Source organism: Curtobacterium sp. AB451 (genome assembly GCF_050585845.1).
Classification (GTDB): domain Bacteria; phylum Actinomycetota; class Actinomycetes; order Actinomycetales; family Microbacteriaceae; genus Curtobacterium.
This window is the reverse complement of sequence record NZ_JBOBQG010000001.1, coordinates 15,634-30,659: the sequence shown is the minus strand read 5'-3', so window position 1 is coordinate 30,659 and position 15,026 is coordinate 15,634. Positions and strand designations below refer to the sequence as shown.

At 71.6% G+C, this 15,026-nt stretch carries 14 protein-coding genes; 9 read left to right on the top strand and 5 right to left on the bottom strand.

Annotated features, from left to right (window positions below):
- Positions 1-3 precede the first annotated feature (3 nt).
- The gene (locus ACQXVK_RS00145; protein ID WP_430852296.1) at positions 4-1,191 is read right to left on the bottom strand and encodes a coiled-coil domain-containing protein; all 1,188 of its coding nucleotides are present in this window, start codon (positions 1,189-1,191) and stop codon (positions 4-6) included.
- Positions 1,192-1,467: 276 nt separating this feature from the next.
- On the opposite strand from ACQXVK_RS00145, the gene ACQXVK_RS00140 reads away from it, so the two are divergent.
- Positions 1,468-3,741 (top strand): polyribonucleotide nucleotidyltransferase, encoded by a 2,274-nt coding sequence (locus tag ACQXVK_RS00140; RefSeq protein WP_402263964.1) that lies wholly within the window; start codon positions 1,468-1,470, stop codon positions 3,739-3,741.
- A gap of 246 nt (positions 3,742-3,987) precedes the next feature.
- Here ACQXVK_RS00140 and ACQXVK_RS00135 read toward each other — a convergent pair whose 3' ends face one another.
- On the bottom strand, positions 3,988-4,515 hold the full coding sequence (locus ACQXVK_RS00135) for a YbhB/YbcL family Raf kinase inhibitor-like protein (RefSeq protein ID WP_402263961.1): 528 nt from the start codon (positions 4,513-4,515) through the stop codon (positions 3,988-3,990).
- A gap of 608 nt (positions 4,516-5,123) precedes the next feature.
- Positions 5,124-5,771 (bottom strand): TetR/AcrR family transcriptional regulator, encoded by a 648-nt coding sequence (locus ACQXVK_RS00130; RefSeq protein WP_430852295.1) that lies wholly within the window; start codon positions 5,769-5,771, stop codon positions 5,124-5,126.
- A 249-nt stretch (positions 5,772-6,020) separates the two neighbouring features.
- On the opposite strand from ACQXVK_RS00130, the gene ACQXVK_RS00125 reads away from it, so the two are divergent.
- Both ACQXVK_RS00125 and ACQXVK_RS00120 read left to right on the top strand, forming a co-directional pair.
- Positions 6,021-7,355 carry a M16 family metallopeptidase gene (locus tag ACQXVK_RS00125; protein WP_402263955.1) on the top strand — a complete coding sequence of 445 codons (1,335 nt, stop codon included), beginning with the start codon at positions 6,021-6,023 and terminating at the stop codon, positions 7,353-7,355.
- A gap of 8 nt (positions 7,356-7,363) precedes the next feature.
- Positions 7,364-7,966, top strand: coding sequence for a histidine phosphatase family protein (locus tag ACQXVK_RS00120; protein ID WP_031261117.1), 603 nt, complete (start codon positions 7,364-7,366; stop codon positions 7,964-7,966).
- A 40-nt stretch (positions 7,967-8,006) separates the two neighbouring features.
- Here the strand turns inward: ACQXVK_RS00120 and ACQXVK_RS00115 are convergent, their stop codons facing one another.
- Positions 8,007-8,483 (bottom strand): GNAT family N-acetyltransferase, encoded by a 477-nt coding sequence (locus ACQXVK_RS00115; protein ID WP_430852294.1) that lies wholly within the window; start codon positions 8,481-8,483, stop codon positions 8,007-8,009.
- A gap of 23 nt (positions 8,484-8,506) precedes the next feature.
- Here ACQXVK_RS00115 and dapB point away from each other — a divergent pair, with 23 nt between their 5' ends.
- Entirely contained in the window at positions 8,507-9,253 is a 747-nt protein-coding gene (gene dapB / locus ACQXVK_RS00110) for a 4-hydroxy-tetrahydrodipicolinate reductase (RefSeq protein ID WP_402263949.1), read from the top strand.
- A 52-nt stretch (positions 9,254-9,305) separates the two neighbouring features.
- Positions 9,306-9,719: a tetratricopeptide repeat protein gene (locus tag ACQXVK_RS00105; RefSeq protein ID WP_430852742.1), complete on the top strand. Its 414-nt coding sequence runs from the start codon at positions 9,306-9,308 to the stop codon at positions 9,717-9,719.
- Between the two features lie 53 nt (positions 9,720-9,772).
- Here ACQXVK_RS00105 and ACQXVK_RS00100 read toward each other — a convergent pair whose 3' ends face one another.
- Entirely contained in the window at positions 9,773-10,681 is a 909-nt protein-coding gene (locus ACQXVK_RS00100; RefSeq protein WP_430852293.1) for a TIGR01777 family oxidoreductase, read from the bottom strand.
- A gap of 36 nt (positions 10,682-10,717) precedes the next feature.
- Between ACQXVK_RS00100 and ACQXVK_RS00095 the strand changes: the two genes are divergently transcribed.
- The 4 genes from ACQXVK_RS00095 to ACQXVK_RS00080 all read left to right on the top strand — a co-directional run bounded on the left by ACQXVK_RS00095 (position 10,718) and on the right by ACQXVK_RS00080 (position 14,912).
- On the top strand, positions 10,718-11,542 hold the full coding sequence (locus ACQXVK_RS00095) for a thymidylate synthase (protein WP_416395975.1): 825 nt from the start codon (positions 10,718-10,720) through the stop codon (positions 11,540-11,542).
- Positions 11,542-12,066, top strand: coding sequence for a dihydrofolate reductase (locus ACQXVK_RS00090; RefSeq protein WP_430852292.1), 525 nt, complete (start codon positions 11,542-11,544; stop codon positions 12,064-12,066). The genes ACQXVK_RS00095 and ACQXVK_RS00090 overlap by 1 nt, the downstream gene beginning before the upstream one ends.
- Positions 12,067-12,208: 142 nt before the next feature.
- Positions 12,209-13,186, top strand: a complete 978-nt coding sequence (dapA, locus tag ACQXVK_RS00085) for a 4-hydroxy-tetrahydrodipicolinate synthase (RefSeq protein ID WP_031262666.1) — start codon at positions 12,209-12,211, stop codon at positions 13,184-13,186.
- A gap of 49 nt (positions 13,187-13,235) precedes the next feature.
- The gene (locus ACQXVK_RS00080) at positions 13,236-14,912 is read left to right on the top strand and encodes a ribonuclease J (RefSeq protein ID WP_022907388.1); all 1,677 of its coding nucleotides are present in this window, start codon (positions 13,236-13,238) and stop codon (positions 14,910-14,912) included.
- The last annotated feature ends 114 nt before the right edge of the window (positions 14,913-15,026 follow it).

Here is a 15,026-nt window from a genome sequence, read left to right as displayed (position 1 = left end):
CGATCAGTACCAGTGCGGGTCGACGCTCATCTCGTGGTTCCACGCACCGCACGGCGACCCGTACGCGTCGTGGATGTACGCCAGGCCCCAGTTGATCTGCGTCGCCGCGTTCGTCCGCCAGTCCGCACCGGCGACCGCCATCTTCTCCGCCGGGAGCGACTGGGGGATGCCGTACGCGCCGCTCGACGTGTTCAGCGCGTTCGCCCGCCAACCGGACTCCTGGGTCCACAGGGACACCAGGCACGAGAACTGGTCGGAGCCCCAGCCGTAGGCGCCGATCGCGCTGCGGGCGTAGGCCTGTGCTCCCGACGGGTCGACCACGACGCCGCCCGTGCTCGGGTAGGACGACCCGACGCTCGTCGCGGGTGTCGTCGTGTGGGTCGCCGCGGCAGCTGCCGCAGCCGCTGCCGCCTCGCGCTTCCGCTGCTGCTCGGCCTTCTGCGCCGCGACCTGCACGCCGAGCTGGTACCGCTGTTCGGTCGTCGCGGTGGTGTCCTTGAGCGCCGCCAGCTGGGCGTACAGCTCGTCGCTGTGCTGCTGCGTGTCGTCGACGGCGGCGTTCGCGACCGCCTCCGCGTCCTCCGCAGCGCTCGCCGTCGACTCCGCCCGGGCCGCGAGGTCGGCACGCTCGTCCTCGGCGCGGGTGGCCTGGTCGTGCAGCGACGACGCGGTCCCCGCGGCGACCGAGGCGTCGTCCATCACGTCGGCCCACGTCGACGACAGCTGGTCGAGCGCCCCGAGCTGGTAGAGCAGCTGCGAGGGGTCCTTCGCCGTCGCGATGCGGGTGGTCATCTGGCTCGTGCTGCTGTCGCGGTAGAGGTTCGCGGCGAGCTGGCCGGCGCGCTGCTCGGCGCGCTCCGCGGTCGCCGCCGCGTGGTCGGCCTGGGCCTGGAGGGCCGTGGCGGCCTGGGTGGCGGAGGTCAGCGCCGCCTCGGCAGCGTCCGCCTTCTGGGAGGCGTCGAGCGCGGCCTGCGACTTCACCGCTGCGGCCTGCTGCGCGGAATCGAGGGCGGCCTGGACCCGGGCGACCTCGGTCTTCTTCGCCTGCTCGTCACCCTTCGCGCGCTCGACGTCCTGCCAGGTCGGGTACTCCGTCGCGTTCGCCGGGACAGCGGTGACGACGGGGGCGACGAGCGCGCCGACGACCACAGTGGCCGCGACGAACCAGCCCCGGGAAGGGGTGAGGCGCATGCGGGCAGGCTACCGAGGACACGCCCGTTCGCCCTGAGCCTCGCCGTCGAACGGCTGAGGACTGGTAAAGTCCATCACGTCCGAGGACCGTTTCCCCGGACGTCACACAAACACTGCGCAGGCCGGGCACGGAGCTGGTCATCGGTGGTGGCTCGCGGGCCGGACGGTTTCCCGAGTGCTTCTACTGCTGGCCAGACATGCGTCCCGAACTCTTCGGCGCGCACGCACCATGGTGCCGTGGCCCCAGCCTGCCGAACACATCAAGGAGGCACCCTTTTGGAGGGTCCCGAGATCAAGTTCGCCGAGGCCGTTCTCGACAACGGCAAGTACGGCAAGCGCACCGTCCGGTTCGAGACCGGTCGGCTCGCACAGCAGGCCCAGGGCGCGGTCGCCGCGTACCTCGACGAGGACACGATGCTCCTCTCGGCCACCAGCGCCGGCAAGCACCCGCGTGAGGGCTTCGACTTCTTCCCGCTGACCGTCGACGTCGAGGAGCGCTCGTACGCCGCCGGCAAGATCCCCGGTTCGTTCTTCCGTCGCGAAGGCCGTCCCAGCACCGAGGCGATCCTCGTCTGCCGTCTCATCGACCGGCCGCTGCGCCCGTCGTTCGTCGACGGCCTCCGCAACGAGGTCCAGATCGTCATCACCGTCCTGAGCATCGCTCCGGACGAGTTCTACGACGCGCTCGCGATCAACGCGGCGTCCGCGTCGACGCAGATCTCCGGTCTGCCGTTCTCCGGCCCGATCGCCGGTGTGCGCCTCGCGCTCATCGGTGACCAGTGGGTCGCGTTCCCGAAGGCGTCGCAGCTCGCCGAGGCCGTCTTCGACCTCACGGTCGCGGGCCGTGTCGTCACGGACGAGGCCGGCAACGAGGACGTCGCCATCATGATGGTCGAGGCCGAGGCCACCGAGCACAGCTGGGACCTCATCCAGGGCGGCGCCACCAAGCCCGACGAGGCCGTCGTCGCGCAGGGTCTCGAGGCGGCGAAGCCGTTCCTCAAGCAGCTCGTCGAGGCGCAGGCGAAGATGGCCGCCCAGTCGGCCAAGGAGATCCAGGACTACCCGGTCTTCCCGCCGTACGCCCCCGAGGTCTACGACGCGGTCGAGGCCATCGCGCTCTCCGAGCTCGGCGACGTCTACAAGATCGCCGGCAAGCTCGAGCGCCAGGACGCCGACGACGCCCTCAAGGCTCGCGTCAAGGAGGCCATCGCCGCCAAGGTGACGGCCGGCGAGCTCCCCGAGAGCGCCAACGGCCAGGTCAGCGGCGCCTACAAGTCGGTCACGAAGAAGGTCGTCCGCGGCCGCATCCTGACCGAGCAGGTCCGCATGGACGGTCGCGGCCTCGCCGACATCCGTCCGCTCGACGCCGAGGTCGCCGTGATCCCGCGCGTCCACGGTTCGGCGATCTTCCAGCGCGGCGAGACCCAGATCCTGGGCGTCACCACGCTGAACATGCTCAAGATGGAGCAGCAGATCGACTCGCTGTCGCCCGTCACCAAGAAGCGCTACCTGCACCACTACAACTTCCCGCCGTACTCGACGGGTGAGACCGGTCGTGTGGGTTCGCCGAAGCGTCGCGAGATCGGGCACGGCTTCCTCGCCGAGCGCGCCCTCGTGCCGGTGCTGCCGTCGCGCGAGGAGTTCCCCTACGCCATCCGTCAGGTGTCCGAGGCCCTCGGCTCCAACGGTTCGACGTCGATGGGCTCCGTCTGCGCCTCGACCCTGTCGCTCCTCAACGCCGGTGTGCCCCTCAAGGCCCCGGTCGCGGGCATCGCGATGGGCCTCGTCTCCGACACCGTCGACGGTCAGACCCGCTACGCGGCGCTGACCGACATCCTCGGTGCCGAGGACGCGCTCGGCGACATGGACTTCAAGGTCGCCGGGACCTCGGACTTCGTCACGGCCATCCAGCTGGACACGAAGCTCGACGGCATCCCGTCGTCGGTCCTCGACGCCGCGCTCAAGCAGGCCAAGGAGGCCCGCTCGGCCATCCTCGGTGTGCTCAACGAGGCGATCGACGCCCCCGACGAGATGGCGGACACCGCTCCTCGTGTCATCTCGGTGCAGATCCCCGTCGACAAGATCGGCGAGCTGATCGGCCCGAAGGGCAAGACGATCAACGGCATCCAGGACGAGACCGGCGCCGACATCTCCATCGAGGACGACGGCACCGTGTACATCGGCGCCGTCGACGGTCCGTCGGCCGAGGCCGCCCGCGCCCAGGTCAACGCGATCGCGAACCCGACGAACCCGGAGATCGGGGACCAGTTCCTCGGCACGGTCGTCAAGATCGCCACGTTCGGTGCGTTCGTGTCGCTGCTCCCGGGCCGCGACGGTCTGCTCCACGTCTCCGAGGTGCGCAAGCTCGCCGGTGGCAAGCGTGTGGAGAACGTCGAGGACGTCCTCGGCGTCGGCCAGAAGATCCTGGTCGAGGTCACCAAGGTCGACGACCGCGGCAAGCTGTCGCTCGCGCCGGTCGTCGCCGACGAGGTGGACACCGAGGGTGGCAAGGGTCACGAGACCCACGCCGAGGCCCCGGCCGAGGGCTGATCCCTCCCGCGTCGTGACGCACGAACGGCCGCCGTCCCTTCCGGGGCGGCGGCCGTTCGCCGTTGCGGGGCGTGGCGCGGGCGGCGCGCCACCTGGGTCAGGTTTCGCGCTGACCGTGCGCCAGCTCGGTCAGGTTTCGCGCTGCCCGTGTGTCGGCTGGACCAGGTTTCGCGCTGACCGACAGTTCACGGCCCGCCGAGCGCGTGACCTGTCGGTGAGCGCGAAAGCACCCGGCGCCCGGCGCGACTACGCCGCGGGGGTCTCCTGCGTGCCGACCAGCTGCGCGCGTCCGAGCAGGTGCTCGCGGAGCACGAAGCCCACGACCGCGGGTGTCGCGTCGGCCGGTGCCTCGAGGACCGGCACGTCGAGCGCGCTCAGCGTGAAGAAGTACCGGTGCGGCCCGTGCCCGGCAGGCGGAGCGGCGCCGAGGAAGGTGTCCGTGCCGAACTCGTTCCGGCGGCGGAGCGCCTCGGCGGGGAGCAGCGCGTCGTCGGTCCCCGCTCCGGCGGGCAGTGAGGTCGCCGAGGCCGGGATGTCGGTCAGGCTCCAGTGCCAGAACCCGGAGCCGGTCGGGGCATCGGGGTCGTACACCGTCAGGACGAAGCTCTGCGTGCCCTCGGGCGCGCCGGACCACTCGAGCGCGGGGGAGCGGTCCTCGCCGCCGACGTCGCTGCCGCGCGCGGACGTCGGGAGCACACCGCCGTCGCTGAAGTCGGGGCTGGTCAGGGTGAAGGTGGGCACCTCGGGGAGGTTCCAGTTGGGGTCGTTGGCCATGCCCCCAGCCAACACCCGCGGCCTCGGACGTCGCTCGGTGCCGCCGCACGGTGCGCGTTTCGTCGGCCGGTGCGGTGTTGGTGGCTGGGTGCGGCGCTCCAGGCCGGCACGGTGCGCGGAACCGCCCACCGGATGGGTCGGTGCGCACGGTGCGGACTGGAGGCGCGGTGCCAGCCCGCCACGTCCCTCCCGTCCGCACGGTGCGCGCCTCGTCGGGCGGTGATGCGTTCGTGACGGTGGCCGCGCACGGTGCGCGTTTCGTCGGCTGGTGCGGTGTTGGTGGCTGGGTGCGGCGCTCCAGGCCGGCACGGTGCATGGAACCTCGCACGGGGTGCGCAGGTGCGCAGGTGCGCACGGTGCGGACTGGAGGCGCGGTGCCGGCCCGCCACGTCCCTCCCGTCCGCACGGTGCGGAGTGGAGGCGCGGTGCCGGGCCGCTACGTTCCTCCCGTCCGCACGGTGCGCGCCTTGTCGGCTGGTGCGGTGTTGGTGGCTGGGTGCGGCGCTCCAGGCCGGCACGGTGCGCGGAACCGCGCACGGGGTGCGCAAGCGCGCACCGTGCGACAGGACAGCCGCGCGCCGCGCTCCGCGCGCCGCGCCGCAGCGCCGTCAGTCCGCGAGCACGCGCTCGACGACGCGGCCGAGGGCCGCCGTCGCCGCGATCGCGTCGCCGGCGTACGCGCCGGACATGGCGCCGTCGCGCGCGAGCATGAGCTCGTCCGCGCCGTCGCCGGGGAGCGCGTGGCCCGATGCCTGCAGCAGGTCGGCCAGCCGCTCCGTGTACCAGTCACGGTGCATGGCGACGACCTCGCGGACGGGGTCGCGCGCATCGTGGTACTCGGCCGCCGCGTTGAGGAACGCGCAGCCGCGGAACTCGGGGTCGTTCACCTCGTCGGTGAGGGCGGCGACCCACGCACGCACGGCGGCCTCGGGGGAGCCGGCGTCGGTGATGAGCTGCTCCATCCGCTGCTGCACGCGCTCGTGCTGCGTCCGGATGTAGGCCAGGATCAGGTTGTCCTTCGACCCGTAGTGCTTGTAGAACGTCGCCTTCGTGACGCTCGCCTCGGAGATGAGACGGTCGACGCCGACGCCGTGGATGCCCTCCTCGTAGAAGAGCCGCGTCGCGGTCTCGAGGATACGGACCTTCGCGCCGCCGGAGCGGGGAGCCGGGGGGACGCTCGACCCGTCCGGCGACGCGAGGTTCGTGCTCGGGCCAGGGAGACGCTGGACGGTCGGTTGGGGGGAATCGACCGTCACAGCGTGGCTCTCCTTGGACTCATCGGCTCCGCGGCGGAGCGGGGGGACTCGTACCGCGTGAGGACTGATGTCCCGAGCCACCGGATCGGAATATAGGGGGGCTTCCGATCCGGTGAGGAAACTGTACCACAGTGAGGACAGACAGACGAGTCTTTCTATCCTCTATTTCTGTACCCCACTTCGAGTGACAGGCCGGGTGCCTGTGGAAACTGGGCGATGGCCGCTCCGGGGTCAGTAGGCTCGTCTGCGATGAACCACCCAGTGCCGTTGCCGCTCGAGGCCCCGGACACGTCGTTCCTGACGTCCGGGGGCGCCTTCGTCCGCCGAACCGTCCTCCCGTCCGGCGTGCGGGTCCTGACCGAGTCCATGCCGGGGGCCAGTTCGACGAGCCTCGGCTTCTGGGTCGGGGTGGGATCCCGCGACGAGCGCGACGGCCAGTACGGCTCGACGCACTTCCTCGAGCACCTGCTGTTCAAGGGCACCGCGACCCGCTCCGCGCTCGACATCGCGATCTCGTTCGACTCCGTCGGCGGCGAGCACAACGCCGCGACCGCCAAGGAGTACACCTGCTACTACTCGCGGGTCCGGGACGCCGACGTCCCGATGGCCGTCGCGGTCATCGGTGACATGGTCACCGGGTCCGTCCTCGACGAGGCCGCGTTCGACGTCGAGCGCGGGGTCATCCTCGAGGAGCTGGCGATGGCGGCCGACGACCCGGCCGACGTCGCGGGCGAGGCGTTCTTCGCCGCCGCGTTCGACGGGCACGCCCTCGGGCGACCGATCGGCGGCACGCCCGAGAGCATCCGCGCCGTCCAGCGCGACGAGGTGCTTGCCCACTACCGCGAGCACTACGCCCCGAACGGCATCGTCGTCACCGCGGCCGGAGCCGTCGACCACGACCGGTTCTGCGCGCTGGTGGAAGCCGAGTTCCAGGGGGCGCCCAAGGCCTCCCCGCTGGCACGCCGCTCGCCGCAGCCCGTCGCCGACCCCGCCGTCCCGAAGCTCTCGGTCGTGCATCGACCGACCGAGCAGGTCTCGATGCTGCGCGGCTCGCAGGGCCTCGACCTCCGCGACGAGCGGCGTCCGGTCCTCAGCGTCCTGAACGCCGTGCTCGGCGGCGGCATGAGCTCGCGCCTCTTCCAAGAGGTCCGCGAGCGCCGCGGGCTCGCCTACGCGGTGAGCTCCTTCGCGCCCGCATACCTCGACAACGGCGCCTTCGGCGTCTACGCCGGCTGTGCGCCCGACAACGTCGCCGGTGTGATCGAGATCGTCGACGCCGAGTTCCGCCGCATGGTCGACGACGGCATCACGAGCGACGAGCTGCGCCGCGCGAAGGGGCAGATCGAGGGTGCGCTCACGCTCTCGCTCGAGGACTCCGACGCCAGGATGACCCGGCTCGGCCGCTCCGAGCTCGGTACGGGGGAGTTCACGGACCTCGCCACCGCCCTCGAACGGGTGGACCAGGTCACCACCGACGACGTCCTCGAGCTGGCCCGCGACCTCCTGACCCGCCCCACGATCACCTCGGTGGTCGGCGCGGTGCAGCAGGACGAACTCGCGGAAGCGATCGGGATCGGCGGTTGAGCACCGACATGTCGCACTACCTCTACCTCGTCCGACACGGTGAGCACCAGGACGCGGAACACGGACTCCGGGACGGCCGCCTGTCCGAACGCGGCAAGCGTCAGGCGATGCTCGTCGCGGACCGCCTCGGCGGCGTGCCCTTCGACGGCGTCTACCACTCGCCGCTCGAGGCGCCGAGCGAGACCGCGTCGTTCCTGGCGCAGCGCCTGCCGGCGATCGAACCGGAACCCTCGACGCTGCTCTTCGACTGCATCCCCTCCGGACCGACGCCGGACATGCCGCACGCGTACCAGGGCTGGTACGGCGGCATCACCGAAGAGGAGATCATCGCCGGCCAGGCCCAGATGGGCGACGCGGTCGCCGAGTGGTTCACCCCGGCGCGCGAGGACCGGCACGACCTGCTCATCACCCACAACGCCGTCATCGGCTGGTTCGTGCGCGAGGCGTTCCAGGCGCCGGAGTGGCGCTGGATGGGGACGAACGTCGCGCACACGGCGCTCACCATCATCCGGATCCGCTCGGCCAAGCCGGCCGAGGTGGTCGCGCTGAACGATCTGGCGCACCTGCCGGTCGAGCTCCGCACCGGGCTGCCGGTGGGCCAGCCCGTCTAGCGGCCGCCGCCGCGGGACCGTCCAGGAGGCGCGACCCGCCTCAGCGCACCGGCTTGCGGTACCAGGCGGTCGCGTTCGGGTTCTCGTTGAACGCGGGCACCCGCTCGTAGCCCCGGCTCCGGTACATCGCCCCCGCGGCGACGAGGGAGTCGTTCGTGTCGAGCACGATCGCGGTCGCGCCGAGGGCCGCCCCACCGGCCTCGAGCGCGTCCATCACCGCCGTCGCCACCCCGCGCCCGCGACCGTCCGGGGTCACGAACACGTGCTTCACCTCGAACCGGACGTCGTCGCCGTCGTCCGGGATCCGCCGCAGCCCGCCGCAGCCGACGGCCCGGCCGTCCTCGGACGCGACGACGAAGGTGCCGCGTGGCGGGGCGAACTCGGCCGCGGGGGTCCGCTTCCTGGCGTAGGAGCCCTGCGCACTCGGGAACGTGGCCTCGCGCTCGTCGAGGTAGGCGTCGAGCAGCGCGTCGACCTCGGGGGTGTCTGCCGGCACGGTCCTGACCTCGAGCGTCATGCGTCGATCCTAGGATGGTGGGCATGGTCACTCCCGTCGCCGTCGTCGGCGCCACCGGTCGTCTCGGGGGCCTCGTGGCCGCCGTCGTCGAGGAACTGCCCGACTTCGAGCTCGTCACGAGCCTGTCCTCGAAGGACGGTGCGCACGAAGCCGGGCCCGACGTGTTCGGCGGCGCGGCGATCGTGGTGGACGTGACCGTCCCGGCCCTCAGCCCGGCGATCGTGGACAACGCCCTCGCGAGCGGCGCCAACGTGCTCGTCGGCACGTCCGGGTGGTCCGGCGCCCGACTCGCGACGCTCCGTGCGGGGCTCGAGGAGCGCCCGGAGCAGGGCGTCTTCGTGGTCCCGAACTTCTCGATCGGGTCGGTCCTCGGCACACACCTGGCGACCATCGCCGCACCGTGGTTCCCCTCGGTGGAGATCGTCGAGACGCACCACGCCGGCAAGATCGACTCCCCGTCCGGCACCGCCGTCCGCACCGCCGAACTCATCGCCGACGCCCGCCGCGAGGTCGGTCCGGTCGACGCACCCCACGTCGACCAGCGCGCTCGCGGGCAGCAGGTCGCGAGCGTCCCGATCCACTCGCTCCGGCTGCCGGGCGTGACGGCCGTGCAGGACGTGGTGCTGAGCGGCCCGGGCGAGACCCTGACCATCCGGCACGACACGAACGACGACGTCGCCTACGTCGCCGGCATCCGGGCGGCACTGTCCGCCGTGGGGTCGATGCGCGGTCTCACGGTCGGCCTCGGCAGCGTCCTCGGCATCGGCTGACGCCGTGCGCCTGCCCCGGTTGCTCCGCTCGCCCTTCTGGGGCGCCGCGCTCATGGCGCTGCTCCTCGCGCTGTACATCGTGCTGGTCGGACAGCGCGCGGTGGCGTTCATCGCGACGGGCATCCCGATCGGCATCGGCATCGGTGTCGCGCTCTTCGTCGTCGCGGCGATCGGTGCGCTGCTGCTCGTGCTCGAGTTCCGTTTCGGGCTGCGCATCACGCGGCTCGGCGCCCGGCTGGAGCGCGAGGGCGGGGCCCCGGCCGACGTCGTGCCGGTCCGGCCATCGGGTCGCCCCATGCGTGAGGCGGCCGACGAGCTCTTCCCGCAGTACCGGGCCGCCGTCGAGGACGACCCGGCCGACTGGCGCGGCTGGTACCGCCTCGGCGTCGTCTACGACGCCGCCGGTGACCGCAAGCGGGCGCGGGCCGCGATGCGCGAAGCGCTCACCAGGGCACGCGTGTCCTGACCGGAGGCGCGGTGCGGGCCCGCACCGCGCCTCCAGTCCGTCAGCCGGTCGCGTCAGAACGCTGCGTCGACCGCGTCCTCGGCGCGCCGGTACCGGAACGCGTACCCGGACTCCAGCAGCTTCGTCGGCACCATCTGCTGGTTCGACAGGAGCATCTCGTCGGCGGCCTGCTGCAGCAGGAGCCGGAGCGCGAACTCGGGGATCCGGAACAGGTAGGGCCGGTGCAGGTCCTCGGCGACGCGCTTGGTGATGCGGTCGGACACGGCGGCCTCGGGGCCGGCGAGGTTCACGGGCCCGACGACGTCGGCTGCGTCCGGGCTCGTCGCCAGGTGCACGATCGCGCCGACCTCGTCCTCGAGCGCGATCCACGGCCAGTACTGTCCGCCGGTGCCGAGCCGACCGCCCATGCCGGCCTTCGTGAGCGGGACGAGGGGGGCGAGCGCGCCGCCGCCCTTGCCGACCACGATGCCGGTACGGAGCGTCACCACGCGGACCGCGTCCGGTGCGGCGTTCGCGGCGGCCTCCCAGGCGGTGCAGACCTCGGCGAGGAAGCCCGTGCCGGCGGCTGCGTCGTCGGCGAGCACGTCGGCGGGGCGGTCGCCGTACACGCCGGAGGCCGACCCGGACAGGAACAGGGCCGGCGGGTTCGTCGCGCGGCGCATCGCCTCGACCAGCGTGTCGGTGGCGGAGACCCGCGAGCGGAGGATCTCCTGCTTGTACGACTCGGTCCAGGGGAGCTTGCCGATGTTCGCCCCGGCGAGGTTGATCACGACGTCGGCCCCGTCGAGGATCGCGGGATCGAGCTTCCGGGAGCCGGGGGACCAGCGGAACTCGCTCGCGGTGCGCGGTTCGCGTCGCACCAGCGTGGTGACGTGGTGGCCCGCCTCGCGCAGGGCGTGGACGAGGGGCGTGCCGATGAAGCCGGACGCGCCGGCGACCAGGATCGAGAGGGGCGGTGTCATGTCGCTCACCGTACCCAACGGACGTAGGCTCTTCGTGTGACCGAGACCGTGCTGCCCGACGCCTCCGTTCCGACCCCCTACGAGGACCTGCTGCGACGCGTCCTGACCGAGGGGACACCGAAGGGCGACCGCACCGGGACCGGCACCCGCAGCCTCTTCGGCGCGCAGCTCCGGTACGACCTGGCGGAGGGCTTCCCGCTCGTCACCACGAAGCGCGTGCACTTCAAGTCGGTGGCGTACGAGCTGCTCTGGTTCCTGCGCGGCGACGGCAACGCCCGCTGGCTGCAGGAGCACGGCGTCCGGATCTGGAACGAGTGGGCGGACGAGGACGGCGACCTCGGCCCGGTCTACGGCGTGCAGTGGCGCTCGTGGCCGACGCCGTCGGGGGAGCACGTCGACCAGATCGCGCAGGTCATCGAGCAGATCAGGACGAACCCGGACTCTCGCCGCCTGATCGTCTCGGCGTGGAACGTCGCCGACATCCCCGAGATGGCCCTCGCCCCGTGCCACGCCTTCTTCCAGTTCTACGTCGTGGACGGCAAGCTCTCGTGCCAGCTCTACCAGCGGAGCGCGGACATGTTCCTCGGCGTCCCCTTCAACATCGCCTCGTACGCGCTGCTCACCCACATGATCGCGGCGCAGACCGGCCTCGAGGTCGGCGAGTTCGTGTGGACCGGCGGCGACTGCCACGTCTACGACAACCACGTCGAGCAGGTCGAGGAGCAGCTGTCCCGCACGGCGTACGCGCTGCCGACGCTCGAGCTCGCGCCGCGTGCCTCGATCGACGACTACGAGTACGAGGACTTCACGGTCGTCGGGTACCACCACCACCCGGCGATCCGGGCCGCGGTCGCCGTCTGATGTCGTCCTCGTGGGCCGAACCGGTCCGGGGCGTCGGCATGGTCTGGGCGCGCGCGACGAACGGCGTCATCGGCGCGGACGGCGGGATGCCGTGGCACGTGCCGGAGGACCTCGCGCACTTCCGACAGGTGACGGGCGAGGCCACCGTGGTGATGGGCCGTCGGACGTGGGAGTCGCTGCCGGAACGCTTCCGACCGCTGCCGGGGCGCCGGAACGTCGTGCTGACCCGGGACGCCGCGTGGGCGTCGTCCGAGGCCGCGTCCGGAGCCGAGGTGGTGCACGACCTCGCGACCGCGCTCGACACGGACGAGCCGGTGTGGATCATGGGCGGCGGGCAGGTGTACGCGGCGGGGGTGCCCTTCGCCGACCGCGTGTCCGAGACGGTCATCGACGTCGAGGTCCCGGGCGACACCGTGGCGCCGGAGCTCGACGACGCCTGGGTCCTGGCCGACGAGGGCCCGTGGCAGGAGTCGCGCGCCGACGGGACGCGGTACCGCTTCCTCGAGTGGCGCCGGCGGGCGTAGCGCCGGGTGCCGCGCTCGGTGCGTGCCGCACGGCCGCAGGGTGCGAGCCGGGGCCGCGCCGCGCCTCCCGGCCTCCGCGCTCCGGACCGCACCGTCCACGCGGACGGCAGCCCCCGCGCGCATCCCCGGTACGCTGGTGCCCGTGTCCCCGCGTGAGAATCCCTTCGGCCAGGTCCTCGTCGCCCTCGTGACCCCGTTCACGGCTGACGGCGAGGTCGACTGGCCCGGCGTCGAGCAGCACATCGACGACTGCATCACGGCCGGCGCCGACGGCATCGTCGTCACCGGGACGACCGGCGAGACGTCGACGCTCACCGACCCCGAGAAGCTCCGGCTCGTCGAGGTCGGCAAGTCCGTCGCCGCGGGGCGCGCGAAGATCATCACCGGCGGTGGCTCGAACGAGACCGCGCACGCGATCCACCTGTACAAGCAGAGCGAGCGGGCCGGCGCCGACGGCGTGATGATCGTCACGCCGTACTACAACAAGCCGACCCAGTCCGGCGTGCTCACCCACTTCCGGATGATCGCCGACGCCACCGACCTGCCGGTGATCCTGTACGACATCCCCGGACGCACGGGCATCCCGATCACGTACGAGACGATCGTGCGGGCCTCGCACCACCCGAACATCCTCGCCGTGAAGGACGCCAAGGGCGACTTCGCCGAGGTGTCCCGGGTGCTCAACAACACCGACCTCATGTACTTCTCCGGCGACGACACGAACGTGCTCCCGCACCTGTCGATCGGCGCGACGGGGCTCATCGGCGTGACCGCGAACATCACGAGCACGCCGTACCGCACCATCGTCGACGCCGTGAACCGCGGCGACCTCGCCACCGCGACCGCCGAGCACAAGCGCGTCGAACCCCTCGTCCGTGCGATCATGACCCACGTCCCGGGGACCGTCGCGGCGAAGTACGTGCTGCACGGGCTCGGTCGCATCGGCAGCCCCCGCGTGCGCCTGCCGCTCGTCGGTCCCGAGGACTCCGAGGCGTACGCCATCGAGACCTCGCTCGAGGCCGTCCGGGACATCCCGGGCGCCGACTTCTCCAACTTCCGCCCCGACCGCAACGCAGCGGCCGGCGGTGCTCTACCGAAGGTGCCAGGCACCACCCGCTAGCGAACACCGCGGCACGCTCCCCGCGTGTCGCCCGAATCCGTAGGACCGAATGCCCACACAGATCTCCACACCGCAGCCGCTCGAACCCGGCACCCTCCGCGTCATCCCCGTCGGGGGACTCGGCGAGATCGGTCGCAACATGACCGTCTACGAGTACGAGGGCAAGCTGCTCGTCGTCGACGCCGGTGTGCTCTTCCCTGAGGAGCACCAGCCGGGCGTCGACCTGATCCTGCCGGACTTCTCGCCGATCCGGGATCGTCTCGACGACGTCCTCGGTGTCGTGCTCACGCACGGCCACGAGGACCACATCGGCGCCGTCCCGTACCTGCTGAAGCTCAAGGGCGACATCCCCCTGATCGGCTCCACCCTGACCCTCGCGCTCGTCGAGGCGAAGCTCAAGGAACACCGGATCAAGCCGTACACGCTCGTCGTGGCCGAGGACCAGACCGAGCAGCTCGGCCCGTTCCACCTCGAGTTCGTGGCCGTGAACCACTCCATCCCGGACGCCCTCGCCGTCGCGATCACGACCCCCGCCGGTCGGGTCCTGCACACGGGCGACTTCAAGATGGACCAGCTCCCGCTCGACGACCGCATCACCGACCTGCGTGCCTTCGCGCGGCTCGGCGAACAGGGCGTCGACCTGTTCCTGCCGGACTCCACCAACGCCGATGTGCCCGGGTTCACCGCGCCCGAGCGCGACATCGGACCGGTGCTCGAGAACATCATCACGCGCGCGCGCAAGAAGGTCGTCGTGGCGAGCTTCTCGTCGCACGTCCACCGCGTGCAGCAGGTGCTCGACGCCGCCGCGGCCGCGAACCGCAAGGTCGCGTTCATGGGTCGCTCGATGATCCGCAACATGACCATCGCCGCCGACCTCGGCTACCTCCGGGTGCCCGAGAACGTGCTCATCGACACGAAGAAGGCGAAGAACGTCCCCGACGACCAGATCGTCTACATGTCGACCGGGTCCCAGGGCGAGCCGATGGCCGTGCTGGCCCGCATGGCGAACCTCGAGCACCAGATCGAGATCGGCGAGGGCGACACCGTCATCCTCGCCTCGTCGCTGATCCCCGGCAACGAGAACGCCGTGTACCGCGTGATCGACGGGCTCACCAAGCTCGGCGCGAAGGTCGTGCACAAGGGCAACGCGAAGGTGCACGTCTCCGGGCACGCATCTGCCGGCGAGCTGCTCTACTGCTACAACATCCTGCGTCCGCGCAACGTCCTGCCCGTGCACGGCGAGCACCGCCACCTGTACGCCAACGCGGACCTCGCGATCCAGACCGGTGTCCCGCCGCGCAACGTCATCCTCGGCCAGGACGGCATCGTCGTCGACCTGAAGGACGGCGTCGCCACGGTCGCCGGACAGCTCGACATCGGGTACGTCTACGTCGACGGGTCGACCGTCGGCGAGATCACCGACGCCGACCTCAAGGACCGTCGGGTCCTGGCGGAGGAGGGCTTCATCTCGATCTTCGCCGCGGTGGACTTCACCACCGGCCAGTGTGTCGTCGGCCCGGAGATCCAGTCGCGCGGATTCGCCGAGGACGACTCGGTCTTCGACGACGTCCGTCCGCAGATCGCGAAGGCCCTGGCCGAGGCGGCCGCGAACGGCACGCGCGACGGGCATGCCTTCGGGCAGGTCGTCCGCCGGACCGTGGGCCGCTGGGTGAACACGAAGCACCGTCGGCGGCCGATGATCGTTCCGGTGGTCATCGAGGCGTGACGCGCCGCGGCCGACGCGCACGTCGCGTCGGCCGCATCCGAGACCGTCCAGGAGGCGCGGTGCACGTTCCGTCGGGAACGCGCGCCGCGCCTCCTGGCACGTCCGGCGGAGTCT

Bases quoted from the DNA above. Each gene is read 5' to 3' on its own strand.
- ACQXVK_RS00145 (WP_430852296.1), bottom strand. From the start codon at position 1,191: ATGCGCCTCACCCCTTCCCGGGGCTGGTTCGTCGCGGCCACTGTGGTC.
- ACQXVK_RS00135 (WP_402263961.1), bottom strand. From the start codon at position 4,515: ATGGCCAACGACCCCAACTGGAACCTCCCCGAGGTGCCCACCTTCACC.
- ACQXVK_RS00125 (WP_402263955.1), top strand. From the start codon at position 6,021: ATGAACCACCCAGTGCCGTTGCCGCTCGAGGCCCCGGACACGTCGTTC.
- ACQXVK_RS00120 (WP_031261117.1), top strand. From the start codon at position 7,364: ATGTCGCACTACCTCTACCTCGTCCGACACGGTGAGCACCAGGACGCG.
- ACQXVK_RS00115 (WP_430852294.1), bottom strand. From the start codon at position 8,483: ATGACGCTCGAGGTCAGGACCGTGCCGGCAGACACCCCCGAGGTCGAC.
- dapB (WP_402263949.1), top strand. From the start codon at position 8,507: ATGGTCACTCCCGTCGCCGTCGTCGGCGCCACCGGTCGTCTCGGGGGC.
- ACQXVK_RS00105 (WP_430852742.1), top strand. From the start codon at position 9,306: ATGGCGCTGCTCCTCGCGCTGTACATCGTGCTGGTCGGACAGCGCGCG.
- ACQXVK_RS00100 (WP_430852293.1), bottom strand. From the start codon at position 10,681: ATGACACCGCCCCTCTCGATCCTGGTCGCCGGCGCGTCCGGCTTCATC.
- ACQXVK_RS00090 (WP_430852292.1), top strand. From the start codon at position 11,542: ATGTCGTCCTCGTGGGCCGAACCGGTCCGGGGCGTCGGCATGGTCTGG.
- ACQXVK_RS00080 (WP_022907388.1), top strand. From the start codon at position 13,236: ATGCCCACACAGATCTCCACACCGCAGCCGCTCGAACCCGGCACCCTC.